Annotated in this window: 24 protein-coding genes; 7 read left to right on the forward strand and 17 right to left on the reverse strand. The window is 52.7% G+C overall.

The window, feature by feature from the left end:
- Nucleotides 1–24: 24 nt before the first annotated feature.
- The 3 genes from pssD to IDM49_RS08780 all read left to right on the forward strand — a co-directional run bounded on the left by pssD (nt 25) and on the right by IDM49_RS08780 (nt 1,861).
- Nucleotides 25–465, forward strand: a complete 441-nt coding sequence (gene pssD, locus IDM49_RS08770) for a PssD/Cps14F family polysaccharide biosynthesis glycosyltransferase (RefSeq protein ID WP_322745994.1) — start codon at nt 25–27, stop codon at nt 463–465.
- A gap of 43 nt (nt 466–508) precedes the next feature.
- Complete coding sequence (locus IDM49_RS08775) at nt 509–1,123, forward strand: glycosyltransferase (RefSeq protein ID WP_190724229.1); 615 nt, start codon at nt 509–511, stop codon at nt 1,121–1,123.
- Between the two features lie 237 nt (nt 1,124–1,360).
- Nucleotides 1,361–1,861 carry a DUF2505 domain-containing protein gene (locus IDM49_RS08780; protein ID WP_190724230.1) on the forward strand — a complete coding sequence of 167 codons (501 nt, stop codon included), beginning with the start codon at nt 1,361–1,363 and terminating at the stop codon, nt 1,859–1,861.
- Between the two features lie 67 nt (nt 1,862–1,928).
- Here the strand turns inward: IDM49_RS08780 and IDM49_RS08785 are convergent, their stop codons facing one another.
- The 7 genes from IDM49_RS08785 to rfbB all read right to left on the reverse strand — a co-directional run bounded on the left by IDM49_RS08785 (nt 1,929) and on the right by rfbB (nt 8,926).
- Complete coding sequence (locus IDM49_RS08785; RefSeq protein WP_190724231.1) at nt 1,929–2,354, reverse strand: adenylyltransferase/cytidyltransferase family protein; 426 nt, start codon at nt 2,352–2,354, stop codon at nt 1,929–1,931.
- Between the two features lie 330 nt (nt 2,355–2,684).
- A complete protein-coding gene (gene sufU, locus IDM49_RS08790) occupies nt 2,685–3,140 on the reverse strand; it encodes a Fe-S cluster assembly sulfur transfer protein SufU (RefSeq protein ID WP_168614240.1) in 456 nt (151 codons plus the stop codon).
- A 23-nt stretch (nt 3,141–3,163) separates the two neighbouring features.
- Nucleotides 3,164–4,465, reverse strand: coding sequence for a cysteine desulfurase (locus tag IDM49_RS08795; RefSeq protein WP_190725465.1), 1,302 nt, complete (start codon nt 4,463–4,465; stop codon nt 3,164–3,166).
- Between the two features lie 176 nt (nt 4,466–4,641).
- On the reverse strand, nt 4,642–5,223 hold the full coding sequence (gene pth / locus IDM49_RS08800; protein ID WP_190725466.1) for an aminoacyl-tRNA hydrolase: 582 nt from the start codon (nt 5,221–5,223) through the stop codon (nt 4,642–4,644).
- Between the two features lie 143 nt (nt 5,224–5,366).
- Nucleotides 5,367–6,089: a 50S ribosomal protein L25/general stress protein Ctc gene (locus IDM49_RS08805; RefSeq protein ID WP_190724232.1), complete on the reverse strand. Its 723-nt coding sequence runs from the start codon at nt 6,087–6,089 to the stop codon at nt 5,367–5,369.
- 423 nt (nt 6,090–6,512) lie between these two features.
- Nucleotides 6,513–7,925 carry a dTDP-4-dehydrorhamnose reductase gene (gene rfbD / locus IDM49_RS08810; protein ID WP_190724233.1) on the reverse strand — a complete coding sequence of 471 codons (1,413 nt, stop codon included), beginning with the start codon at nt 7,923–7,925 and terminating at the stop codon, nt 6,513–6,515.
- 2 nt (nt 7,926–7,927) lie between these two features.
- Entirely contained in the window at nt 7,928–8,926 is a 999-nt protein-coding gene (gene rfbB / locus IDM49_RS08815) for a dTDP-glucose 4,6-dehydratase (protein ID WP_190724234.1), read from the reverse strand.
- A gap of 72 nt (nt 8,927–8,998) precedes the next feature.
- Between rfbB and rfbA the strand changes: the two genes are divergently transcribed.
- The 4 genes from rfbA to IDM49_RS08835 all read left to right on the forward strand — a co-directional run bounded on the left by rfbA (nt 8,999) and on the right by IDM49_RS08835 (nt 12,619).
- Nucleotides 8,999–9,859 (forward strand): glucose-1-phosphate thymidylyltransferase RfbA, encoded by an 861-nt coding sequence (rfbA, locus tag IDM49_RS08820; RefSeq protein WP_190724235.1) that lies wholly within the window; start codon nt 8,999–9,001, stop codon nt 9,857–9,859.
- Between the two features lie 98 nt (nt 9,860–9,957).
- Nucleotides 9,958–11,379, forward strand: coding sequence for a polysaccharide biosynthesis tyrosine autokinase (locus IDM49_RS08825; RefSeq protein WP_190724236.1), 1,422 nt, complete (start codon nt 9,958–9,960; stop codon nt 11,377–11,379).
- Between the two features lie 76 nt (nt 11,380–11,455).
- Complete coding sequence (locus IDM49_RS08830; RefSeq protein ID WP_228008061.1) at nt 11,456–12,328, forward strand: nucleotidyltransferase family protein; 873 nt, start codon at nt 11,456–11,458, stop codon at nt 12,326–12,328.
- Nucleotides 12,329–12,619 (forward strand): PqqD family protein, encoded by a 291-nt coding sequence (locus IDM49_RS08835; RefSeq protein WP_190724237.1) that lies wholly within the window; start codon nt 12,329–12,331, stop codon nt 12,617–12,619.
- A 14-nt stretch (nt 12,620–12,633) separates the two neighbouring features.
- On the opposite strand, the gene IDM49_RS08840 is transcribed toward IDM49_RS08835, so the two are convergent.
- From IDM49_RS08840 to IDM49_RS08885, 10 genes are all read right to left on the reverse strand, one after another.
- On the reverse strand, nt 12,634–13,785 hold the full coding sequence (locus IDM49_RS08840; protein ID WP_190724238.1) for a glycosyltransferase: 1,152 nt from the start codon (nt 13,783–13,785) through the stop codon (nt 12,634–12,636).
- A 21-nt stretch (nt 13,786–13,806) separates the two neighbouring features.
- A complete protein-coding gene (locus tag IDM49_RS08845; protein WP_190724239.1) occupies nt 13,807–14,751 on the reverse strand; it encodes a glycosyltransferase family 2 protein in 945 nt (314 codons plus the stop codon).
- 2 nt (nt 14,752–14,753) lie between these two features.
- On the reverse strand, nt 14,754–15,806 hold the full coding sequence (locus IDM49_RS08850; protein ID WP_190724240.1) for a glycosyltransferase family 4 protein: 1,053 nt from the start codon (nt 15,804–15,806) through the stop codon (nt 14,754–14,756).
- A 198-nt stretch (nt 15,807–16,004) separates the two neighbouring features.
- Nucleotides 16,005–17,246, reverse strand: a complete 1,242-nt coding sequence (locus IDM49_RS08855) for an O-antigen ligase family protein (RefSeq protein ID WP_190724241.1) — start codon at nt 17,244–17,246, stop codon at nt 16,005–16,007.
- On the reverse strand, nt 17,243–18,382 hold the full coding sequence (locus tag IDM49_RS08860) for a glycosyltransferase (RefSeq protein WP_190724242.1): 1,140 nt from the start codon (nt 18,380–18,382) through the stop codon (nt 17,243–17,245). Before IDM49_RS08860 ends, IDM49_RS08855 begins: the two co-directional genes overlap by 4 nt.
- The gene (locus tag IDM49_RS08865) at nt 18,373–20,616 is read right to left on the reverse strand and encodes an N-acetylneuraminate synthase family protein (RefSeq protein ID WP_190724243.1); all 2,244 of its coding nucleotides are present in this window, start codon (nt 20,614–20,616) and stop codon (nt 18,373–18,375) included. Before IDM49_RS08865 ends, IDM49_RS08860 begins: the two co-directional genes overlap by 10 nt.
- 28 nt (nt 20,617–20,644) lie before the next feature.
- On the reverse strand, nt 20,645–21,346 hold the full coding sequence (locus tag IDM49_RS08870) for an acylneuraminate cytidylyltransferase family protein (protein WP_190724244.1): 702 nt from the start codon (nt 21,344–21,346) through the stop codon (nt 20,645–20,647).
- Nucleotides 21,346–22,443: an RNA-binding protein gene (locus tag IDM49_RS08875; RefSeq protein WP_190724245.1), complete on the reverse strand. Its 1,098-nt coding sequence runs from the start codon at nt 22,441–22,443 to the stop codon at nt 21,346–21,348. The genes IDM49_RS08870 and IDM49_RS08875 overlap by 1 nt, the downstream gene beginning before the upstream one ends.
- On the reverse strand, nt 22,434–23,438 hold the full coding sequence (locus IDM49_RS08880) for a CgeB family protein (RefSeq protein WP_190724246.1): 1,005 nt from the start codon (nt 23,436–23,438) through the stop codon (nt 22,434–22,436). The genes IDM49_RS08875 and IDM49_RS08880 overlap by 10 nt, the downstream gene beginning before the upstream one ends.
- Entirely contained in the window at nt 23,439–24,452 is a 1,014-nt protein-coding gene (locus IDM49_RS08885) for an NAD-dependent epimerase/dehydratase family protein (protein ID WP_190724247.1), read from the reverse strand. It abuts the gene before it with no gap.
- Nucleotides 24,453–24,458: the final 6 nt, after the last annotated feature.

Consider the following 24,458-nt stretch of genomic DNA (forward strand, 5'->3'; position numbering starts at 1 on the left):
TCTAAGGGGAAAGATATGAAGGTCATGCTGGTAGCAAGTGCAGGGGGGCACTTGGCACAGCTTATTGCACTCGACAAGTTCTGGAAGGACCATGAACGCACATGGGTTACTTTCCAGCTACCTGAAGTCGAAGCTGCACTCAAGGACGAGACAGTACACTGGGCGTACTTCCCGACCACTCGCAATATTCCGAATGCTGTTCGCAACTTCGGTCTGGCGTGGAAGGTACTGCGCAAGGAACGCCCCGACACCATCATTACTGCTGGTGCCGCGGTATCTGTTCCGTTCTTCTTGGTAGGTAAGATGCTCAAGATGCGCACCGTGTTTATCGAAGCGTACGACCGCATTACCATGCCCACCATGAGTGCTCGCATGTGCTACCCCATGACCGATCTTTTTGTGGTTCAGTGGGATGAGCAGAAGAAGGCATTCCCTGAATCTGTAAATATTGGCGCTATTCTTTAGTCCTCGTTCATTACGGACTATTTGTTTTTAGTACAGGAGAGACATGAGCGAGAATCTAAACACTGAAGAAGTTAAGGCATATGACCTTGTAGTGTCCATTGGCACTGACCACCACCGTTTTGACCGCATTGTGGGTTGGGTGGATGCTTACCTTGAGTTACATCCGGAGCTTACCTGCTTGTTCCAGCACGGTTTCACTGATGCGCCCAAGAACGCTGAGACTGTTGCGCGTATGCCCCGTGTAGAACTGTTGGAGTTTTACCGCCGGGCACGCGTGGTGCTGGTTCAGGGCGGCCCCGGTTCTATCTTGGATGCGCGTGAGGTCGGTGTGATTCCGATTTCTGTACCGCGTTTAGCTGAGCTTGATGAGGTTGTTGATAATCACCAGGTTGAGTTCTCTAAGGTGATGCAGTCTTACGGCGAGACCTTCATGGTGCAGGATCAAGAAGCCTTGTTTGAGATGCTGGATCGTGCGTTCGCTAACCCCGATATGGTGCACGGTGAAGTTCGTCTGCCGCAGGCCGATACCGCTTCTGAGAACCTTGCCCGCGAGCTGGCTGCGATGCCGCCGAAGACTCAGACGCACGATGTCAAAAAGTTCGTTCGTCGCGCATCCCAAATTGCGATGGGTATTGTAGGGCCTAAGTTGCGCAAATAATTGAGGTTTATTCATAAGGGGTCTAAAGTTCGTGCACAAGCACAGCGGCGGGTGTCCTTTGTGAATAGGGTTCTGTAGAGAATATTGATTGAACCGGTGGCTTTCGATGTGATGTCGAAGGCCACCGGCTTTTTGTCTATTTTGTACGCTGACAGGTGTAAGGACGCGTGCCACTTCCCCGGTGACGGTGGCTGTGGCTTAGTATGGGTGCAAGTACTTTTAGTGAAAGGAAGAGTTATGGCTATTTCAGAGACCGTAACTGTTAATGCTCCGCTTGATCAGGTGGTTACTGCTTTTGGTAATGAGGATTTCGCTCGCTACGTTTCACAGCGTTTGCGCGTTACCTTGGATAGCTTCTCAGTTGCAGGAGATACCGCTGGTAGCTTTACTGCTACTTCTGTTCGCGGTGTGCCTGCTGATCGTGTGCCCGATATGGCAAAGAAGTTTGTTTCTAAGGGTCTTTCGTTGACTCAAACCGATCAGGTGTCTGACGCTAACGCTGATGGTTCACGCGTTGTGACTACCGAAATCAAGGCTGGTGGTGTGCCGATTAGCGCTAAGGCTGTGCAGACCCTGACCGCTGTAGGAGAAGCTACTAAGGTCGATGTTAACGGTGAAGTAAACTCTTCAATTCCTTTTGTGGGTAAAAAGATTGCTGCAACCGCTGAGCCCTATGCAGGTAAGGCTCTGAGTTTAGTTGCTCGTTCACTTGAAGAGTGGCTCAAGACTAACAGCTAATTCTTTTCAGCTTAAAAAATAAGGGACGGTATTTTTGAAATACCGTCCCTTATGTATATCAGTGTTTTTATTGAGCGTTGGGGGTCAACGCTGCAAGAGCTGCGCGCAGCTTAGTGGATGAGGTGTGTGCGGTATACGGGAAGTACACGACGTTCACGCCAACTTCAGCAAAGCGGTTTTCAAGGTCTACGCCGCGAGGGGTACCTTTCCAGTCGTCGCCCTTGAAGAAGGTGTTGAAGCGAACCTGTTCCCAGGTTTCGAGCTTGTCAACAACGGTTTCTGCGCGTACCTCATCAACAAAGTCGATGTGGCTGACGATTTCCATACGCTCTGCCAGCGGAACGATGGGCAGACGGCCCTTGGTCAGTTCAAGCATTTCGTCAGAGACAACGCCAGCGATCAAGTAATCGCAGTTCTTCTTTGCTTCGCGAAGAATGTTCAGGTGGCCTACGTGAAAAAGATCGAAAGCGCCGGCAGCATAACCGATGTTCATATTTCCCCTTAAATAAACACATACAGTGAGTGTTTGAAAGATTTACGTCAAAAACAGTCCCCAGCTGTTTTTATAATTCTTTAATACTTTACGGGATATTCCTTTGTTATTTTGTTTTATTTATTAGCCTAGTTTGGGGGACGGATGGGGCTGTTCTGCGCCACATTGTTCAGGTTTGCTCGTTATACCAGTCCCGGTGAGTTTGCCGTCCGCTGCATTTGCCTTCGTGATCTGCTTACCAATAAGCCTTCTCACACCCCTCCTTCTTGCATAAAAACAGCGGGTGGTCAGACCGTTAGTCTGTCCACCCACTATCGATATGAAGACGCGTTAGAGAGCTGCCTCTTTAGCTGCTTCTTCTGCTGCTACCCAGCCCAGCATCGCACATTTGACGCGTGCAACGAACTTAGCGACGCCTGCAAACGCCGCGGCGTCCCCCAGTACTTCTTCATCGGGTTCAATCTTGCCGCGGCTACGGAGCATCTCGCGAAAGTCATCAACTAAAGACTGCAGTTCAGCGGTGGTCATGCCCGGTGCCATCTCGCTGAGCACTGATGCCGCTGCCATGGAGATAGAGCAACCGTCGCCTTCCCAGGAGATTTCTTTAACCTTGGGTTCACTCTCATCAGTCAGGGTCACGCGCAGGTTGATTTCATCACCGCAGGTGGGGTTGTACTGGTGGTTATCGGCGCTCGGCAAACCGTGCGCGTCCTGCAAACCTTCGCCGTTGCGCTGTTTGGAGTGGTCAAGAATAATTTGCTGATACAGCTGATCTAACGCTGACATATGGTGTATATCTTCTTTCGTGTTTAGAGACCGAAGTAAGCGCGGACGCCGCCGAGCGCTTCGATAAAGCGGTCAACATCGTCTGTGGTGTTGTAGATGTAGGCGGATGCGCGGGTTGAGGCGGTGATGCCAAGTGCGCGGTGCAGCGGCTGAGCGCAGTGGTGGCCCACGCGTACAGCGATACCCTGAGTGTCAAGGAGCTGACCAACGTCGTGAGGGTGAACGCCGTCCACGTGAATGGCGGCCATACCGGCTCGTTCAGTTCCGGCAGCAGGGCCCAACAAACGGACGCCTTCAACGGAGCTAACGCCTTCAGCCAGGCGCGCGCCAAGCTTGGATTCCCAGGCGTGAACATTTTCCATGCCGATGTACTGCAGGTAGCGCACTGCTTCTGCCCATGCCACTGCCTGAGAAATACGCTGGGTACCTGCCTCAAACTTGATGGGGGCGGGCATCCACTGGGCTTCGGTCATGGTGACCTTGGTAATCATGGATCCGCCGGTGAGGAAGGCGGGCATCGCTTCAAGAAGTTCATTCTTACCGTAAAGCGCGCCCATACCGGTGGGTGCCAGCATCTTATGGGCAGAAAACGCCGCGAAATCAACGTCGAGGGCTTTCACATCAACCGGCATGTGAGGAACAGACTGGCAGGCATCCAACACAGCAAATGCGCCCACCTTACGCGCCAGCTTCACCATAAAATCCACGTCAGTGATAGCACCCAACACGTTAGAAACGTGGGTGAACGCAAGAATCTTAGTGCGCTCCGTAACTACCTTTTCAGCAGCTTCGTAGTCGATGGTGCCATCTTCATGCAGCGGAATATGCTTGAGCGTGGCGCCTGTACGCTGCGCAAGAATCTGCCACGGAATAATATTCGCGTGGTGCTCAAGCTCAGTCGTCACAATTTCATCGCCCTCAGTCAGAGCAAACTGGCGGGCAGCTTCTCCACCCAGACCCTGCGAAGCATTACCAAAGCTGTAAGCAATCAGGTTCAATGCCTCGGTTGCGTTGGACGTCCACACCAGCTCATTTTCACGAGCCCCGATGAAGGACGCGACGGTCGCACGAGCGTCCTCAAACGCATCCGTAGCTTCAACCGCAAGAGTGTGGGCACCGCGGTGAACCGCCGAATTATTGTAAAGGTAGTACTCGCGTTCAGCGTCCAACACCTGCAAAGGATTATGGCTGGTCGCACCCGAATCCAGATATACCAAGTCATGATCATTGACCTGCTGGTTCAGAATCGGGAAGTCCGCGCGTAACGCCTTAACTGCCTCGTTCGTTAGTTCAGTATTAGCCGGGATGGAGTACTTATTGCTCACGATGCGTTGCTGTCCGTTCGTACTGTTCACATGAAAACCCGCCCCAATATAGGCACATTTTCATCACGTATTTACTGCTCTCTCTAGCTTAGAACTCTCGCTCACCGAAAGATAGTGAGGTTACGCTGAGCTACTTTTTGTGCCCCCCCCCCCTACGCGCAACCGCACCCTGCGGCCTAGGACGGCGAGTGGAACTGCTGCTGCGCCGCCAACAAGCCCTTTTCAATGAGCATACGGGTGGCATCAGCTGCATTAGAAATCAAAAAAGGAAGCACCTTAGCTTCTGTTGAGCTAAAAGGTTTGAGCACAAAATCAGCGGTGTTCATGCGTCCAGGAGGACGCCCAATACCGGTGCGCACACGATAGTAATCTTTGGTACCCAACGCCTTGGTGGTATCGCGCAAACCATTATGGCCCCCTTCTCCCCCGCCAATCTTAATCTTGACGGTGTCAAAAGGAATATCGAGCTCATCGTGAATCATAATTACATGATCAGGGTCAATACCGTAAAACTGAGCAAGACCTGCAACAGGGCCACCCGAAGTATTCATGTAGGTTAGCGGCTTCGCCAAAATAACCTTAGGACCGCCGATACCCAAGCGTCCTTCAAGAACCTGCGCACGAGCCTTATGGCGCTTGAAGCTCCCACCCACCTCGCGAGCCAGCTCATCAATCACCATCTGCCCAATATTATGACGGGTCTTCTCATACTCCGGCCCGGGGTTACCCAAGCCAACAATTAACCACGCGTCAGCCATATCCACTGCCTTCTTCTTGCCGGTCAAAACTTCTAAAAACTTCACGATAACCAGTCTAAAGGCTGGCACCATACAAAGAAGCCCGCACCCACCTTACGTGGGCGCGGGCTTTACACAGTAAAAGCTACTGAGCTACAAACAAATTACTGCTTGTTGTTATCTGAGTCGTGTGACTCGCCAGCCTGATCTGATTCCTCAGAAGCAGGAACAACATCGCCCTCAGCCTCGTCTGCGTTAGCGTCGCCTTTATCGGTGCCGCCTTCAACGATTTCGTTACCCTCAGCGTCGGTGTCGCCTTCTTCACCGGGCTCAGGAACGTCAAGGATAACGGGCTCTGAGATGTTAACAACCATGGTCTCTTCGTCAGCAACCAAGGTAACACCCTCAGGAAGAACAACGTCAGCTGCGGTGACGTGCTCGCCAATTTCGCGGCCTTCGATGTTAACTTCAATAACCTCGGGCTGCTTGATAGCGTCTGCTTCAACCAGCAAGGTGGTGAGCTCAACGTTAGCAACTGCACCCTCAGCAACTTCGCCTTCAACGTGCAGAGGAATTTCGACCTCAACGCGCTCGCCGCGCTTAACGATCAGAAGGTCCATGTGCTGGATTTCGGGACGGATTGCGTGACGCTGAATGTCCTTAACCATGACCAATACCGTTTCGCCTTCGATGTCGAGGTCGAAAATAGCGTTGGGGGTACGTGCTGCAAGAGTGGTCTCGTGACCGGGCAGTACTACGTGCTTGGGGTCTTCACCGTGACCGTAGATTACTGCGGGGATGTCGCCAACCTGGCGAATACGGCGTGCGTAACCCTTGCCGAAGTCTTCACGGCGGGTTGCTGAAATCTTAGTTGCGCCTGCAGTCATGAGGAGCATCCTTTCAATAAGTTGGATAGTTAGCGCGCCAAGCGTGAACTGGCGCCAGAATCATACATTCCAACTTCTTACAGGAAACCTCATCACGAGGATTTCCTGTGCCAGCCACCGTCGGGTTCGGACATGCTCGCTGTTTCCAGCTAAGCATTCCACCGCCTTGGCTTTTGCCTTCACAGTGCGAAGACAACCTGTTCAGTATCTCAGATAGGTGGGGTTCAGGCAACATACAAGCACCTAGAATCCGCAGTAATACCGGTAACACCAACCTACCCACGCTCAATTTTCCCGCGAAAACGACGGTACTTTAGCGCAGTGAAGGGGCGTCATCACCAACTTTCCTTAAACGCCAGCCCCGAGCCAGTTGGTTTTGATACCCCTTCACTGCTTTCAACATTCACGGTAATGCAGTGAAAACTACTGCAGGTACTCCTTCAGCGCCTGAGCGTGGTCGCGTGGAGTAAAACCCGCGTCCTTGATTTTGCTGAGATCTAGAGCTGAGTTTTCAGGACGCGGCGCGAAATTTTCTGCATTCGCAAAATACTCGTCCGTGGTTACTTCGCCAACGCGTGCCGAATCGTGGCCTCTGAGTTCAAAGACAGATTTCGCAAGCTCAGCCCAAGTGATAACGTCCCCTGTGTTGCTCACGTGATACATACCGTAGTCTGCCTCTGTCTCAAGCAAATGAATGATTGCGGCGGCAAGATCCTGAGTAAAGGTCGGACGCCCGTGCTGGTCAGCAACAACCTTGGGGTCAATACCGCGTTCAGCCAGCGACTTCATGGTCTCCACAAAGTTCTTGCCATCGCCGATCACCCACGAGGTGCGCACAATGTAATGGCGCTGCGCAACAGCAGCTGCGACTTCACCGGCAGCTTTAGATTGACCGTACACGCTCAGCGGGGCAACGGTAGCGTCAACCGCATACTCCTGGCCAACTGACAAGGTGCCATCAAAAACGTAATCCGTTGACACATGCACCAGCAGAATGTTTGCCTCACGAGCTACAGACGCCAGCGCCGCCACCCCGCTAGCGTTCGCTGCCCACGCGTTAGCGCGTCCTTCTGCTGTTTCGGCGTTATCAACAGCGGTGTAGGCCGCCGCGTTGATAATGGCGCGGTAAGAACGCCAGCGGAAAGAGCTGAGCCAACTCTCAGGATGCGCGAGATCAAGCTCGTTGCGCGTAGTCGCCACGAAAGGTGTACCCGCCTCGGTCAGCTGACGCACCAGCTCGCGTCCTAGCTGGCCGTTAGCACCAACAATCAAAAGCGGCGCAGGCTTGACCGGGGTTACCTCAGCTAAACGCGGGTGGTTCTTGTCCTTTTCAGAGAGCTCAGCCTCTGCCAAATCGATGGGCCATTCGATAGCAACCGTCTCATCGGCAAGGTTGAGGAAGGAATACTCCCCTTGGGCATCAGCACTCCAGTGGTCATTGACCACATAGGTGTAAGCGGTGTTGTCTTCAAGAGTCTGGAAGGAGTTGCCCACACCGCGCGGCACAAACACGGCGGTATCAGGGCCAAGCTCAACAGTTACTGTGGCACCGAAAGATTCCCCTTCACGCAGGTCTACCCACGCGCCAAAAATTTTGCCGGTTGCAACCGAAACAAATTTGTCCCACGGCTCGGCATGAATACCGCGTGTTGTCCCGGCAGATGCGTTGAACGAGATGTTGTTCTGCACAGGCCCGAAATCAGGCAAACCTGCAGCAACCATCTTTTCGCGTTGCCAATTTTCTTTGAACCAGCCCCGGTTATCACCGTGCACCGGTAAATCGATAATCAGCAGACCGGGAATTTCGGTCTCGGTAATCCTCAGCTCTTTTGCCACCGTTATTGCCCAGCCTTCGCGTATTTAGCTTCTACTTCTGCCTTGAGGGGTTCCCACCAGTTGCGGTGATCGGTGTACCACTGAATGGTGTCAGCTAGCCCTGCCTCGAAATTAGTGAACTGCGGCGTCCACCCCAGTTCTTCACGAAGACGCGAGCCATCGATAGCGTAGCGCAAGTCGTGACCGGGGCGGTCGACAACGTGCTCAAAAGCGTCCTCGGGCTGCCCCATCAACCGCAAGATTGTGCGCAGAACGGTGATGTTGTTTTCTTCACCGTTAGCACCAATCAGGTAGGTTTCGCCTATCGCTCCTTTTTCGAGAATGGTATGCACAGCCGATGAGTGGTCGGATGCGTGAATCCAGTCGCGCACGTTCAGCCCCTCGCCGTACAGCTTGGGGGTGATGCCCGAGAGAACATTAGTGATCTGGCGAGGTATGAACTTCTCGATGTGCTGATAGGGCCCGTAGTTGTTTGAGCAGTTTGAAATCGTGGCATCGATACCAAAAGAACGAACCCATGCTCGCACTAACAAGTCTGAACCCGCTTTGGTCGATGAATAAGGCGACGACGGGTTGTAAGGGGTAGTTTCGGTAAATTTAGCGGGATCATCCAGCTCCAAATCACCAAAAACTTCATCAGTTGAGATGTGGTGGTATCGAGTGTTATAAGCCCGCACAGCCTCTAAAAGAGTAAAAGTACCCACCAGGTTGGTGTGAATAAAGGGGCTTGGGTCAGATAAAGAATTATCGTTATGTGATTCAGCGGCATAATGCACCACCGCATCTGCATCTTTTACCAGCGAATTGACGATATCGCGGTCTGCGATATCACCGCGCACCAATTCGAAACGCTCAGGGTCTGAGCCTTCTAATGATTTTTCATTAGCTGCGTACGTCATTTTGTCGAGTACAACAACACGATGGGACGTATTATCCAACAGATAGTGCACAAAATTAGATCCAATGAATCCAGCACCGCCGGTAACAAGAATATTTGCCATGTAACCAATGCTACGGCAATGAGGTTTACTCTGCCCCCTAAATTGTTGGCAGGTGTGACACAATAAGAGTTTATGAAGGGAATTATTCTTGCCGGAGGAACCGGATCGCGCCTGCACCCCGTTACTTTGGGTGTCAGTAAGCAACTCGTGCCGGTCTACGACAAACCGATGATTTATTATCCGCTTTCTACCCTGATGCTGGCTGGAATTCAGGATATTTTGATTATCACCACCCCCGAAGACCACAATCAATTCAAAAGATTGTTAGGCGATGGCACACAATTCGGTGTTCGCTTTTCTTACAAAATTCAAGAAAGCCCGGATGGTTTAGCCCAAGCATTTCTTTTAGGAAAAGAACATATCGGTGATGATTCCGTTGCCCTTGTATTAGGCGACAATATTTTTTACGGCCCCGGCCTAGGAACTCAGCTTCGTAAATACAAAAATATAACAGGCGCCGCCGTCTTTGGTTATCACGTTGCAGACCCCACGGCGTACGGCGTCGTTGAATTCGATGAAAACTTCAAAGCTATCTCCATCGAAGAAAAACCTCGTGTTCCCAAAAGCGAGTACGCTATTCCCGGCCTGTATTTCTACGACAATCGCGTCGTTGAGTTTGCCGAAAAAATAACCCCTTCAGAACGCGGCGAACTCGAAATTACAGACCTCAACCGCATGTACCTTGAACAAGATTCCCTGCACGTTGAGATTCTTCCGCGAGGCACCGCATGGCTAGATACCGGCACCTTTGATTCGCTGGCAGATGCCATCAGCTTTATCCGCACGGTACAGAACCGCCAGGGACTATCTATCGGTTGCCCCGAGGAAATCGCCTGGCGCATGGGCTTTATCAATGATGAAAAATTGACAGAACTTGCGCAACCGCTCGTCAAAAGTGGTTACGGGCAGTACCTGCTTGATCTCATGCGATAAGGTCGGTTCTTCTAAAAATTAACCGTCCGGTTTAGAATTTCTACAAGCTTTAGTTTTTACTTCCGTCCCTCAGCTACTTCACAAAGGAACCTTCATTAATGACTGTCCTTGACTTTATCCGGCTTACACGCGCTAATCTGCGCTATCTTTTAGCCGGCCTGCTCATCGGCGCCTTGCTAGGTTTGGGCTATTCTCTGCTTCAGCCACGCGTCTACGCTTCAACCTCAACCGGTTACGTCACCGTAGCTGGTTCTGCAGGCATCGGCGATGTCATTTCAGGCAACTCAGCCGCTAAAGATAAGGCAACCGGTTACCTGGCGCTGACGAACAGCCGTGCAGTTGCTGAACGCATCGCATCAGAGAACCCTGATCTTGGGATGTCTGCCGGTGAGATTGCAGGCAACCTGACGGCAAGCATGGATAATCAGTCCGCGCTGATTCGTGTTCAGGCTACCGCCAACGATCCGGTGAAGGCTCAGACCCTGGCGAACTCAGCGCTAGAGTCCGTGGCTTATGTTGCCAACGAGCTTGAGGGCGGCAATACCGTTCGCGTGGTGCCTCTTGAGGACGCTCTGCCCAACAACTCACCGATTAGCCCCAATACGTGGCGTAACGTCCTTCTGGGCGCGCTCGTCGGCTTTGTAGCGGTATACGCGCTGGTCTTTGCCCGTCGCGCCATTGACACCAAGGTTCGCACCCGTGAGGACGCTATCAAGTCCACCGAGCTCGGCGTGCTGGGTATGCTGCCTAAGTCTGAGGACCTAGCAAGCACCAAGATTCTGCACGAAGCAGGCGACCACGTCTCCCAGGAATCTATTCGCCAGTTACGCACCAACCTTCGCTTTGTGAACGTTGACCGCCCGCCGAAGTCCGTTCTGATTACCTCGTCAGAACCCGGTGAAGGTAAGTCAACGGTGGCATCAACTCTTGCTCAGGCACTGGCAGAAGCTGGCCAGCCGACCATCATTATCGATGCCGATTTGCGCCGTCCTACCGTTGCAAAGAAGTTCCGCATCGACTCAAAGATTGGTCTGACCGAGGTCATCGCTGGGCAGGTTGAGCTCTCTGAAGCGGTGCGTCAGTTCGAGAACAGCCAGCTCTTTATCTTGCCTGCAGGCCGTATTCCCCCGAACCCTTCAGAGCTTTTGGGCTCAGATAAGATGCGAAGCCTGATCCGCGAGCTCTCTGAAGAGTTCATGGTGATTATTGACGCGCCACCTGTTTTGCCTGTTACGGATGCAACGCTACTGTCTAAGGCAGTGGATGGCACCGTCTTAGTGGCAACTATTGGAGGCACGCAACGTGAACACCTGCGTGAGGCAACTGAGAACCTGCACCAGGTGAAGGCTAACCTGATTGGCCTCGTGCTCAACCAGACCCCGCGGGGCGGCTTTGGCGGCGGCTACTACGGCTTTGGTTACGCTTCGACGCGTGGCTACAAGTCCTACTACGGCTACACCTCCGATAAGCCCACCGAAGGTAAGGGTTTGAAGAAGCTCAAACGAGCATCCAAGAAGTAAACAACCATAAAACGTGTGGGACGGGATTTACCCGTCCCACACTGGTATGAGTCGGTAGATACATACGGGAGGGAAAGTGAGTGCATCACAGCGTCGTACAGCTGAAGAAGCTTTGAGCGAAGTTCCGCTGAAGGCTCGCATCTTGCTTTCCCACGCTCATCTGCAGCATCTTGCCAATACACACGGCATCGATATTTTGCATATCAAGGGCTACGCTTTTGGCACCGATACCTACCCTGTTGACCGACAAAGTACCGATGTTGACGTGCTGGTGCGCCCTGATCATTTGGGGGCTTTTATAACTGCGTTGAAGGACGCTGGCTGGAAGGTCATCACGACCTTCGAATCAGGCTCGGATTTTCATCACGCCATGACGGTGTACCACCCCACCTGGGGATTGAGCGATGTTCACCGGTATTTTCCCGGTCTGGATGCCAGCCCCGAGCACGTTTTTGATGAGCTGTGGGCACATCGGCGCATCAAGAAGCTGGGTGGTTACGAGTGCACGACGGTGTCTGTGGTGGATGCCCGTGCTCTAGTGTATGTGCACGCTGCACGTTCAACATCTTCGGTTAAACCCGATGTTGTTCATCTGGATGACGTGCTTTCTGAGGCCCAGATGCAGCTTGTTCAGAGGCGTGTGCAGGAGCTTAATGCCGAATTAGCTTTCGCGGCGGCACGCGGATCCCTAGACGATTTTTCAACGCACAGGGACTATCTGCTGTGGAAGAGCTCTTCGGAGCAAGTACCCGAATACATTCGGTGGAAAGCTCGACTTCGCAGTGCGCGAGGGCTGAGGGCTAAAGCGAGCACTCTGCGCGATATTTTCTTTGTCAATACCGACCACCTGGCAATGAGTTTAGGACGCGAACCTACCCGCCAAGAGGTTCGAGAGAAGTTTTTCTCACGCTTTTCAGCGCTCACCCGCATCCGAGGGAAGAAGAACTAGATGCCCACGTACTCCCGCAACCCGGCAACAGCATTTGTCTCTCATGACGAGTTGTCTTCGCACATTGAGGATTCAAATACTTTTTATATCGCTCACTTGGAGAAATCTACCATTTCTGTGGTGGACGGTGTAGGCATGCTGATTTGGGAGTTGCTCCAGAAGCCGCTGACCGAAGAAGACCTGGTGGCAGAGGTCGCCGCCACCTTTAATGAGTCACAAGAAACCGTGCACCGGGGAACGGTCGACTTTATGCAATCACTAGTGGCTGAAGATCTGGTGCTACGCCGCTAGGCAAGACTCCGCTGCTATGAGTCCAGTTCTTCAAGATGTAGCTTTATCATTTCGATAAAACGCTCCTCAGAGAACTTTTTGACGTGCTCCATAATGAGCTCAGAATCCCAGGTGGACGCCAGCATCCGCTCTACACCTTCTGCAATATTTGCCGGTGAAGAATGCTCGATAAAGAGACCGTTAACGTTCTCTTCAATGGTGTCTAAGAAGCCACCCGCGTGCAGCGCCAAGGTAGGTTTGCCGTAAGCGCCCGCTTCCAAGGGGGTCAACCCAAAATCTTCGTAAGATACAGCGATCAGCCCCAAACTGTGCGAGTAGGCATAACGCATCTGGGCGTCACTAATTTCAGAGGCAAACCGCACGTTCGCCCCCGCCGCTTCTTCAAGCGCTTGCTTTTGCGGACCGCGTCCTACCACCAGTAGCTTCTGGTGCGGCATCAGCGAAAAGGCCTCAACGACCGCATCCACGTTTTTGTAGGGAAGCAGCCGGGAGACAACGATGAAGTAATCATTATCTACCAGAAAGTCTTCTAGACCGTCCAACGGCTGCTGCACCGATGCGCTATCGATAGTGTGAGGCGGAAACAGCACTGGCACATCAAAGCCGTAAACGTTGCGAATACGCTCTTGAATGATGCTGGAATTCGCCAAGTATTTACCGGCGCCACGAGCCGATCTCTGATCCCATGAAATCAACAAAGGACGCACCCGCTTAAAGAGGGTGGTCAGCGCCTTGATGCCTGTTTTACCAAAATACTGATCGGTGAGGTACAGCCATCGAGCCGGCGTATGGCAATAGACCAGTGACTTTCCAGAGATGTTAAAACCGTGCGCCCAGCCAGCGGTGGAGACAATGGTCTGCTGGGCTGGGACTTTAATCCGCTGAGAAATAAAAGCTAAGAAGGGCAACGCAAGTCGGTGGTGCTGGCGGAAAACCTTCACATGGTTCAGCGGCGACACCTGAATATTTGCGTTTTTGAACTCGGGGTAGGTGCGCTCAGGATCGTACAGGGTGGTGTAAATAGGCGCGTCGGGAAAAGCCTTATGCAGGGCCAGTACCACGCGTTCGGCGCCACCTCGTTGCGTGAGGTAGTCATGGGCAATAGCAACTTCTGCCTGGTGTGCAGCACTGTGTTTTTTCCGCCTAGGGAAGCTGATACGGCGCATGGGGCGTTGAGTACTTTCGGTCTAGAAAATCTTTCGAGCTCGGGCCGGATACTTGATACCAGCGTAGCTTGCTGATTCAACTACCAGCGCCACGAGCTTTTCTGAGATCTTCACGGGGAATCTATCAGAGATTTTATCAACCAAATTGCCAAGTTTCTGCACGCTGGTTTCGGTGAGCACAATTGCCACCGTTTTCACAGCTATCCCCCACACACCGGCAGGGTTTACCGGCGGCAGAGCGTCTATACCGTGCTTTGCAAGGAAGATTTGACGCGATGCCCCGGAGTGCAATGCACGACGCGCGCGCGAAGCGGTGGTGGTAGCGGCGATGTGATGGTTGACTTCTAGCTCAGGTGCGAGAATAAGTTGCACGCCAGCGTCCTGAAGCATCTTGCCCATATCGACGTCTTCCCAACCATACCGACGGTAACGCTCATCGTAGCCACCCACTTTTTTGAAAGTGCTGGCACGCATTGAGCAATTAGCCGCCCAGAAATTCCAGAGTCTGTCTACTGAAGCTTTGTATGCATCTTCGCGGAACTTGCTGTCGCGGTAGTAACCGTAGGCGCGCGCGTGCGGAGTATCTGGGTATATGTTGTGCACCAAACCCATGACGCCTTTTTCAACGATGCCGTTGTGAAAGAAGAGATGCTTTTCGATGTAATCGGGCTTCATCTCAATATCGTCGTCGCACCGAATCAGAATCTCAGCATCGGCAGCACGATACCCGGCGTTCAGCGCCGCCACGCGTCCTTTATTCTCATCAAAAACAATCATGGACAGGTTGAGGCAGCCGGAGTCTATATAGCGCTGAATGACGGCGGCAGAACCGTCAACATCACCATCAATCACTACGATGACCTGAAAATTCTTCTCCGTCTGCTGCTGCAAAGCCTCTAAGGGGAAGTGAAGCTTAGAAGCTCCCCCGCGAGTAGGGATGATAACGGCGGCTTTAAAGCGAGGCATAACTATTTCACCTCTACAGACTCGAGAAGACGCCGTACTCTTTCCTTACCTACTTCTGGGGAGAAGCTCTCTTGCCAACGCCAGTAGGAATCAGAGATAGTGTCCTGAAGGTTTCCGTCATGTGCGATGAGAGCATCGGCGAGGTCACTGATGCGCTGCGCTAATACTGCGGTGTTACCTTTCGGAGCAATCCATGGGTACTCCTTGCCCACGACTTCCGGCAAAGCACCAGCGTCCGACACGATCAGAGGGACGCGAGCGCTCATAGCTTCAGCTGCGACGAGGCCAAAGGGCTCCTCCCAAGTTGAAGGGACCACAAGCATATCGATGCCCTGTATCAGCTTTTCTGGTGTAACCCAGCCCATGTTTTCGACGCTATCACCCAGGGAGCTGAGAGCTGTTTCGACCTCGCGCTGATCGTCTTCACTCACAAATTTTGGTTCTCCAGCAATCACAAGGGTGTACTGCTTTTTATCGAGGGCAGAAAGCAGTTTTAGTGCTTTGGTGAGTGTGTGTGTTCCCTTGATCATTGAGGGACGTCCAAGAAAGCCCACGCGAATGGTCTCCCCTACTTGTTCGCGCACAAGAGGACTTGATACTTCGCTCACCCAGTTGGGGAAAGCCTCGGAGTTCTTCACCTGCGAGGTCATAAACTCACTAGGAACCAGGGTTCGCAAGGCTTTACGTTGCGCCGGTGCGACCAAGTATTTCTGCTTTCCCACAGGGATTTGATGAAGGTGAACGATGCGGTTTTTATGGCCGGATGTTGCGAACGACGGAACCAGCCCGTTACACCAGAGCAGGCCCTGGCGCTGACGCTTATCCCAAACACGAAGTTGTGCCATATAGTCGCGGCGGTTAGTCGCAGGAAGCGTCACGGTTGCAAAACCTTCATCTTTAGCAGCATCAATCAGTTCAGCAGGTTGCGACGGACCAACAATAGTCACAGAGTGCCCCAGCGAACGGGCTGCCCTAGCGATGTTAAGTAGCATGACCTCACCGCCACCGATATCGCCGTTGTTGGTCGCAATGAAGAGAGGAGTTTGAGAAATCATTGTCTTCCGTCCAATAGTTTGTGCTTTATGCTCCGTGTGAGTCTTTGCTCTACAGCTATATGAAACCCGACCCAGTAATTACCCGTTGATAACCACACATGGTGCAGAAATCAATCAGCACAAGCAAAATAGCTACGCCACGCAACCCATCAAGTTCTCTGAACCGGTGCGATGGTTTTAAGGAGCTGGGTTTATGGTTCATCGGCCCAACGTATTCTTATACTCGATTCGTTGGTCGATACCGTCCATAGGTCCATCGTTTTCTGCGCGCTCAATCAAAACTGTTCTTAGCGCAAAGCCCATGCAAATCGCCCAGTATAGGGTAAAGAGAACCTCTCCCAAACGCCAAGCACTAATCAACAAAGCAATGCCCAGTCCCTGTGCAACTACTTGCTGAGGCGTCCAGCGAGAGCTCTTGGAAAAGGGGCGAACCATCACGAAAATGGTTACGGCAACCACAAAAATTGCCCAGGGCCAGCCGCCCTCAACAAAGGCGCTCCAGTAGGAATTGTGGAAGAAGAAAGTACGTTGTTGTTCTTGGAAGAATACGTATGCCTCGCCCAGTCCCTGACCGAAAAAGGGAGTCTGGTGAACTCGTTCTAGAGCAGCTTCATCAATTTTTGCACGCAGTAAATCAGAGCCCACACGATCGGCAAAGGCACCTACCTGCGCATAGTCATCGTTGAGCAGGCGAATGCCCCAGTAGATTGCAAAGCCAAGAAAGGCTCTACCCAAAAAAGGTAGCTTGGGAGCTAATAGAATCCACACAAAAGCCATTGCAAAAGCACCCAGTGATGTGCGAGATCCGGTTAGCCACAGTAGTACAGCAAAAATAGCGAAAAACCCTACTTTATGCGTTCTTCGGGTAACCATCGCAACCATCAAAATACCGAAAAGACAGTAGACCATACCGGCAACATTTTTATCAATAAGATAACCAGTGAGGTACCCGGGGTAGTTATCCGGTGCGATTCCCGCATAAAACAGAGGAATATTCACCAATATAGCGGTGACATAACCGTAGATAGCTGATCTGAAATGAATCTGCCCCGAAGCCAGCACAAAGATCAGACCTGTCGTAGCGGCTAGGCGCAGAAAGCGTCGCGTCCAGTCTGCTGCAAATTCTGTGGGCGTAGCGTTGTATGAAACTAACGCCACGTACAAGAGCATGATAACAAACAGCGCAATAAGACCGCTAACAGGGTTGAGGCTATACACCGGCTTACGGGTGAGTCCATAGAGCACGATGACAATCACCATGACCTGGTTCAAAGGCAAACCCAGCCCTGGCGTCGCTGTATAGAAAATCAGCGAGAAAAACATGAGAAATTCGGGGAGGCGAATCTGCGCCGACTGATCTCGCAAGACGTTCTTGACGCCTTCGTATCGTTCGCTCAAGCTCTTACGATCCGCGGTGCCGCGGTGAGCTAAAGTGCTCATACGTTCCCCCTCGTGTTCTTCTTCAGTACCTGTGTGTATAGCGCCGCGGTTTGGTGCGTCATTTCTTCTACGCTTTGCCAGTTAAACGGCTGGTGCGCGTGTTGCGTAGCTGTGACTATAGCTTGAGCTATCTCAGTATCCTTCTGTTGACCGCTGTCTAAAGGTGAGACAAGCTCAGCATCATCTAAGATTTCGCTGTTGCCTCCGACGTCGGTTGCCACAACACCCAGCCCCGCGGCTTTAGCGTCCAGTAGGGTATAGGAAAGGTTTTCCCACACCGAAAGCTGAACCACAACATCGTTTCGGCCCATTGCCTCGAGCGGGTCAACAAAGCCTGAAAAACGCACAGAATCGCTGAGCTTTAAGCGTTCTACCCGCGCGCGTAATTCGTGCTCGAGCTCCCCGCTACCGGCAATCTCCAAGGACGCGTCGGGGTGTTCTTGCCGCACCTGCGCAAAGGCGTCGATGAGCGTTGTCAGCCCCTTCTCCGGTGCTAGACGAGATAAGGAGAGAACACGCGGTCCGCTCTGTTTCGGCTGAACCCGGTGACGTTCTACGCCCGCCTGAATCAGCGGTGCGTCAACACCGTTATGTACAACCGTCACTTTGCGAGCGCCCCACTGTTTTTTCATCTGTTCAGCCGTTGACCGTGAGACAGCGATTTTCAGGGGGGTGATAAGCATGCGTGCGCTGTGCGCGATTCTCATGACTACACCGCGTGCTTGATTTTTGTTGTAGACGCTGGTGTGCTGAGCGATTCCGTGCTCTGTGGTCGCAAGCTGGGGCACGGTCAGACGTGCACGCCGGATGCGCGTGCGCAGGCGAAGAGCAGTAATGACGGCAACGCCAACAATATCTGCGTAGGCAAGGTGCGTGTGAACAACATCAGGTTGCTCTTCTTCCACCGTATTGTAGAGGGACGCGTATGAGGATTTAAAGCCCGCGTCCACTCCAAACGAGGAATCTGCAATGACGCGTGTGCCTGTTCGACGTACGGCATCTGCAAGTTCGCCTTCTGGGGCAAGTACTACAAGCTCGTAGCCCGGTAGTCCCGCAGTAGCTACATCTACAACGTGCCGGGCTACTCCCCCAAAATTTCCAACGGGTACTACCCAAAGCGCTTTTTTTAGAGCCACTTCTCTAACCTATCCAGCGCAGTGAAGAAGCCTTCACCGTTGTTAACGTGGCCCTGCCAGATTTCAGGGATGAACGATGAGTTAGGAGTAAGCTCGCGCAGTTGCTTGCCCAGTGCTGCCCAGTCAACATCGCCTTCACCCACCTGAACGCCTTCGCCATCAACGCCGATGCCGTCCACCAGGTGCAGGTGGATAGTGCGAGGCGCCAGTAGCTCTACTGCCTGGCTCAGCGGTATCTTCAAGAAGTTAGCTGCCAGCATAGTGTGCGAGATATCCAGGCACAGGGCGGTGTCGTAGGTGTCTGCAAATTCAGCGGTGTCTTGTGGATCTAAGAAGAGGTTGTGGTACTGCTGACCGCCCATCAGCCAGGGGTATGGGGGCAGTGTTTGAGCAGCAATGCGCACGCCGGAGGTATCCAGACGCTTCAGGGCTTCACCGATGCGTTCGTACTTGTCAGCACGGGCGGCAGGGGCGATGTGACCGTCCTTGGTAAATCCGCCCATGGTAACAACCATGACGGGATCATCGTCCATCGTGAAGTACCGCGTAAGATCACGCGTAATATCGATAGTGCGCTGAACCTCAGCAATAGAACGCTCCCAGATTTCGGGGTCGCGAGATGCCAAATCGACGAGGAAATCGCCCGCGAAAAGATCCGGCAGGTGGGTGGTAAATGACATATCGAGCTTGCGGTCAAAGACCTGGTCGATATCCATTTCAAGATCTTTATACGAGAAATGGAATTCCAAGAAGTCCGGTTTTGCCTCCGAAATCAGCGGCTTGAAATCGTGGTAGCGAACAGGCAGACCCCACGGACGATCAAACTTAAAATCGCGTCGGGTCACAAGATCATCTTTGAGATCCCCCTCAAAGAAGAAGGAGCCAGCCTCAACGTCACGTTGCATCGTGCGTCCTACAAGTTGCGGAAGGTAGTTGGGCTGCAAGCCTCGACCTGGTGACTTAACCTCAACATCTGACTCTTGCACAACCTCGCCCTTAGCAATGCTTCGGGTAGCCACCAATGATTTAGCTAGGTTGACGCGGTTCATGAGTTCGCCGGTAGATACCTCACGCGGTGCCGCGCTACCGATCGCTTCTTCTACCTCACGGATCTGTTGCACCATAGCAGTGAATTCATCGGGAAGTAGCGAGACGGTATGGTCGTTGCCTTCAAGGGTCTTATCAACTGTGAAGTGCTTTTCGATGATCTTTGCACCGCGTGCCACGGCAGCAATTGGCACATGGTAACCGCGTTCGTGACCGGAGTAGCCCACCAGTGACTGCCCAATCTCAGCCAGACGATCCATGTAGGCAAGATTGACGTCCTTGAAGGGAGCCGGGTAGGTAGATTGACACTGCAACAGCGCGTAAGAAGCGCCAGCAGCACGAAGCAGATTAACGGACTCACGAATTTCTTCTTCACGGGACATACCGGTAGAAACCAGCATCGGTAGCCCGCGTGAGGCCATATCGCGCAACAGCTCGTGGTTAGTAAGGTCAGCTGAGGCAACCTTCAGGCCCTGCACACCGTAGTCGACCAGTGCTTGTACCGACGGCGCGTCCCACGGCGTGCACATAATGTCCATGTCGTGTTGCTTGACATGGTCAAAGACCTCATACATTTGGTCGACGTTGAAAGAGAAACGGCGCAACAAATCGAGGGTGTACTGTACACCCAAGTCCTCGCCCGCTGACTGAGAACCAGCCTGACGGTAGAGGGCATCCATATCGCGCAACTGAAACTTCACCGCGTCCGCGCCTGTTTCGACGGCGAGATCGACCAGTCGCTTAGCAAGATCAACATCGCCCTGGTGGTTATTACCAATCTCAGCGATGATAAAAGCCGGTGAGTCTTCGCTGATAGTGTGGCGGCCAATGCGCAGAACATTTTGCTCGTCCATAGCAATTGCCATCAGATGCCCGCGATCATCAATGAGGGGCAAAAGAGAAATTCCGCGCGCAAATTCGTGCTGAAGCTCAGCCGGGTCAGTACCAAAAGCAAAAGAACGCACATTCTTGTTGGCAACATCCAGCGCACTTGTTTCTAAGGACGCTGCGGGGTTGGCAATGAGCCAGCGCCGAAAGTCACCGTCTGACAATGCGCCTTGTAAGACGCCAGACTCGTTGACCAAGAAGATAATTCGTTGCTGGTTAGCAGAAATCTTCTGAAGTGCGGTGAGTACAGGGTCTTCTGAGAAGACGATGTAGGGGGTTGTATTGCGCTCAATAATCAAGGCGGTGGGGGCTTTCTGGTGCTGTGGTTTAGGCGTTAATCTGTTGGAGCTGGTGCTCCGCTACCGAAAAATCGATGGGGGCATCAATGTCTACACCTTCGATTTCATCGAGCATAAACAGCTCAATCTCTCCGGCTAAGCGGTTGTGGTACTGCTCGTAGATTTCGGTTTTCGTGATGTACATTGAGCCGTTTTCGCGGTATCGGAAGGTTTCGCGAGTGAGCTCTTGACGGCGTGGACGCGCCATCACCTCGTACTGCGCGGTGGGCGGATTTGTAGCGGCCCAGATGAAAGGACCGATGGGAATAACTCCGACCATTGAATCTGAACCCGACTCGGCGAACTGCTTGATAGCTCGGTCAAGGGTACCCGGCAAACGCACCGGCGATGTTGCTTGCAGGAGCATGACAGCGTCGGGGCGGCGTCCTGCCTGGATAAAGAACTCGATAGCGTGTTCAATAACGGGCTCGGTTGCCGTGGTATCTTCGGCCAACTCTGCCGGACGCATGAAAGGAACCTCGGCACCGTATTCACGGGCGATATCTGCTAATTCAGCATCATCTGTTGATACAACCACGTCGACTTCGTGCTGATCGGCTAAAGCTTCTTTAGCCGCAAGTGCTTGTTCTATGGTCCATGCAACAAGCGGCTTGCCAGCAATTGGTTTGAGGTTTTTACGCGGAATACCCTTAGAACCGCCGCGTACCGGAATAACGCATAGAACTCGCATTAGGTCAGGCTCTCTTTCAGGTATTGCGCGATGGCTCGCGCGGGTTCAATATCCGGTTGAGGCGGTGCGGGAGTTGGTTCCTCGCCCCACCGACTCATGCCGTAGCGTTGCCAAAAGTCTTGTAGCCACTGTGGCGGATGCGGGTGGTACACCCAGGCCGGCACGCCGCGAATAGCTGTTTCAAGAACACCGGTAGAAAACACCGAGACCACGGGGTTATTCAGTGTATTCAACGGTTGACCGCTACGGTCTATTGCTATACCCATTTTCGCCCACAGGGCATGGGTAAGTACAGATAATTTGTCTTTTTCGCTGGGGTGAGGTCTGTAACGAGCTTTGTTCTGTGTGCAGAAAGTGAATCCTGCGCGCGCAAAGGACGCTCGAGAAAGCTCAGCACCGTGCATCTGACCTAAGAAAATGGGTTGCTCACTTTTCACCTGCGAATCAGGTTCAGTGGCGTTACGGGCAGCATCGAAGAACAGCTGAGATCCCACCGTGCGGTAGCGGACGTCATTGCGTCCTGAGATCCAGAACTGTGCGTCTTCATCGCTAAAGGCCAGCAAGGTAGAATCTGCAGGCAGCGGCGGAGCAAACGGCGTCATCAGGCCGTGTTGCACCACCACAAATTCAGCCTTGCGAGCGCACGCAAAACGGTAGGCGGCGGCGCCCAGCGGAAGGTAATGGCCGCTTGCGAGTACTACTGAAATTTCCGTGAGGTTAGCCAGCTCGTGCTCGTTCACGGTGCGAGTCTGCCAACTACCTTGCGGCAATAGATCACTTACATCGTGGGGCGCCCAGATGGCAACATCTGTTCCCTCTAAAAATTTGAGAGGACACACTAACGAGTTCACACTGGTAGGCGAGGTTGATTCAAGAACTACAAGAAGCTGCGGGTTATCGCCGTCCGTATGCAAAACGCCGGAGGCAAGTTCGATTTTTTCAGAATATAAATCTTTGTCCCCGATAAGAGCGTTGCCCCAGTGGGGTAACTTGCCAGCAATTCGCTTCGCACGGCGCACAGCATCAGACTGTTGTTGCCACTTATACCAGGCGTTCAAATCCTTGGGGTGGTTCAGTCCAAAGGTAGCTACTTCCACAGTGACTCCAATGCTTGAATACGTTGATCAAAGGTGTGCTCCGCGAGGGTACGTTTTTGCCCGGCTTGACGGATGCGACTAGCCCACTGCGGTTCAACGAGCACGCGTTTGCAGAGGTCAATGAGCTCTTCGATAGATTCATAAACCAGCACTTCTTCGCCAACGTCGTAATAGCGAGAGACATCGGGCCGGTCAATAATCTGCAACCCGCCTACGCCGGGTGCCTCGAAGGTTCGCATGGTAAAACCGTCTTGGTCGCCGTGAATATTCAACGTTGCAGGTGATGATGCCATAACGCCGTAGGCATGCGAACGGTCAAGATCACGGCCGGTTTCAAGACCCGAAGTCTTAAACTGACGAGTGCGTGCAACGTCCCACCAGTGCCGTGACCACTGCTTACCGAATGCTTTGACGGGCAAACCCGCATCGTGAAGTTGCTTGAGCATGTGCTCGCGGCCCTCATAGCGGGCTCCTACAAAACTAATATTAGGCTCTTGTGCAGGAGCAATAGGAAGATCAGCATCGAAAGCTAGAGGCACTTCAATAGCCTCATAACCTTGAGCATTCAACTCAGCAACGTCGGCGGGGCTATAACTAGCAATCGGGCCCAGCATACGAAGGTCAAAATCCTGATCTGAGTAGCGCATACGACGAAGCTCATCGTACATCCATGTAGCATGACGAGCTCCAGAATTCTGCACGGCCTCCCACCACTGCTGCCCGAGCTGATCGCCCTTAACAACCAATACAATTTCGGGGTTGACCTCGCGCAATTTTGCGACAGCTTTATCTGTCACAATGCTTTCAAACGCTGCAGGACGAAGACGTTCAGGAAGATCATGCAAAGCTTTATTGCGCACTCGTTCCACCAGGGTACCCGGAGCATCATACAGGTGGGTATGCACCTCATAGCCCAGCTTTTTCAGCGATGAAGCGATAGTAGTCCAGTAACCGTAAAAAACTGGAGAAACCAAAAGAAGAGACGGTTGCACCATTTACTCAGCCAGACCTCGTTCGGTGAGCTCTTCTAACGCGGTATCCCACGCTTCGCTCTTAGCACCGGGGGTTTCCCACGATTTTTGAATGAAATCCGCAATTGACTCGCGAGCGCTCCACTGAGCATGCGGCGCTCCAAGGGAGTACGCAAAACTCATATCTGCTAACGCGTGGTCGATGTCCCCTGCACGCTTCACATCCACATGTTCAATGACGGATGCCGAGCCACCGGGTACAGCATCGATAGAAAACTGCGCGAGCTGATCAAGGGTAATGCGCTCGCCAGATCCCAGGTTGAAGATACGCGGTGATTCACTTATCGCAGGCGCATGGTCAAGTACCCACACGATAAAGTCAGCGACATCCTCTACGTGGATAAAGTCTCGCGTAGCAGTGCCATCGCCGTACACTGACAAGTTTTTACCTTCACGAAGACGCGCCAAAAAAGCCGCCAAAACACCGGTATACGGGTTATGCAGAGCCTGGCCGGGTCCAATCACGTTTTGAGGTCGAATGATGGTAGCGGCAATCTTACCGCCGGTCACATCAGCAACGACGCGTTCGCCTTCGGATTTGGTTTCACCGTAGACAGATAGCGGACGGTGAGGATCGCTCTCCGTAGTTCCACGGTTCTTGAACCCTTCGCCATAGACGGCGCGAGAGCTCAACGATATCAACGAGGCGTTCCATTTCACGGCGTATTCCGCTGCCAAACGGGTGCCTTCAACATTTACTCGGCGGTAGCGGTCGGTCTCATACATCGACTGAGCTGTGCCAGTTTCAGCGGCCAAATGGATGATAGCGCCGGCAGGCTCAAGAAGTTCCCAAGCACTCGCGTCCGACACGTCCCCCACCACAATCTCACCGGGGAACTGTGCTTTTTCTACCTCAATGTCTTGGTGCACCTGCTCTAAGAGGCTGTCCAGCGCCACAAGGCTGTGCCCCTGTGAATGTAGCTTGGCGGCGACCTTGAGACCGATGAATCCAACGCCACCTGTCAACAAAATTTTCATGGAATA

Origin of the sequence: Rothia terrae, assembly GCF_014705925.2 — a bacterium.
GTDB classification, from domain to species: Bacteria; Actinomycetota; Actinomycetes; order Actinomycetales; family Micrococcaceae; genus Rothia; species Rothia terrae.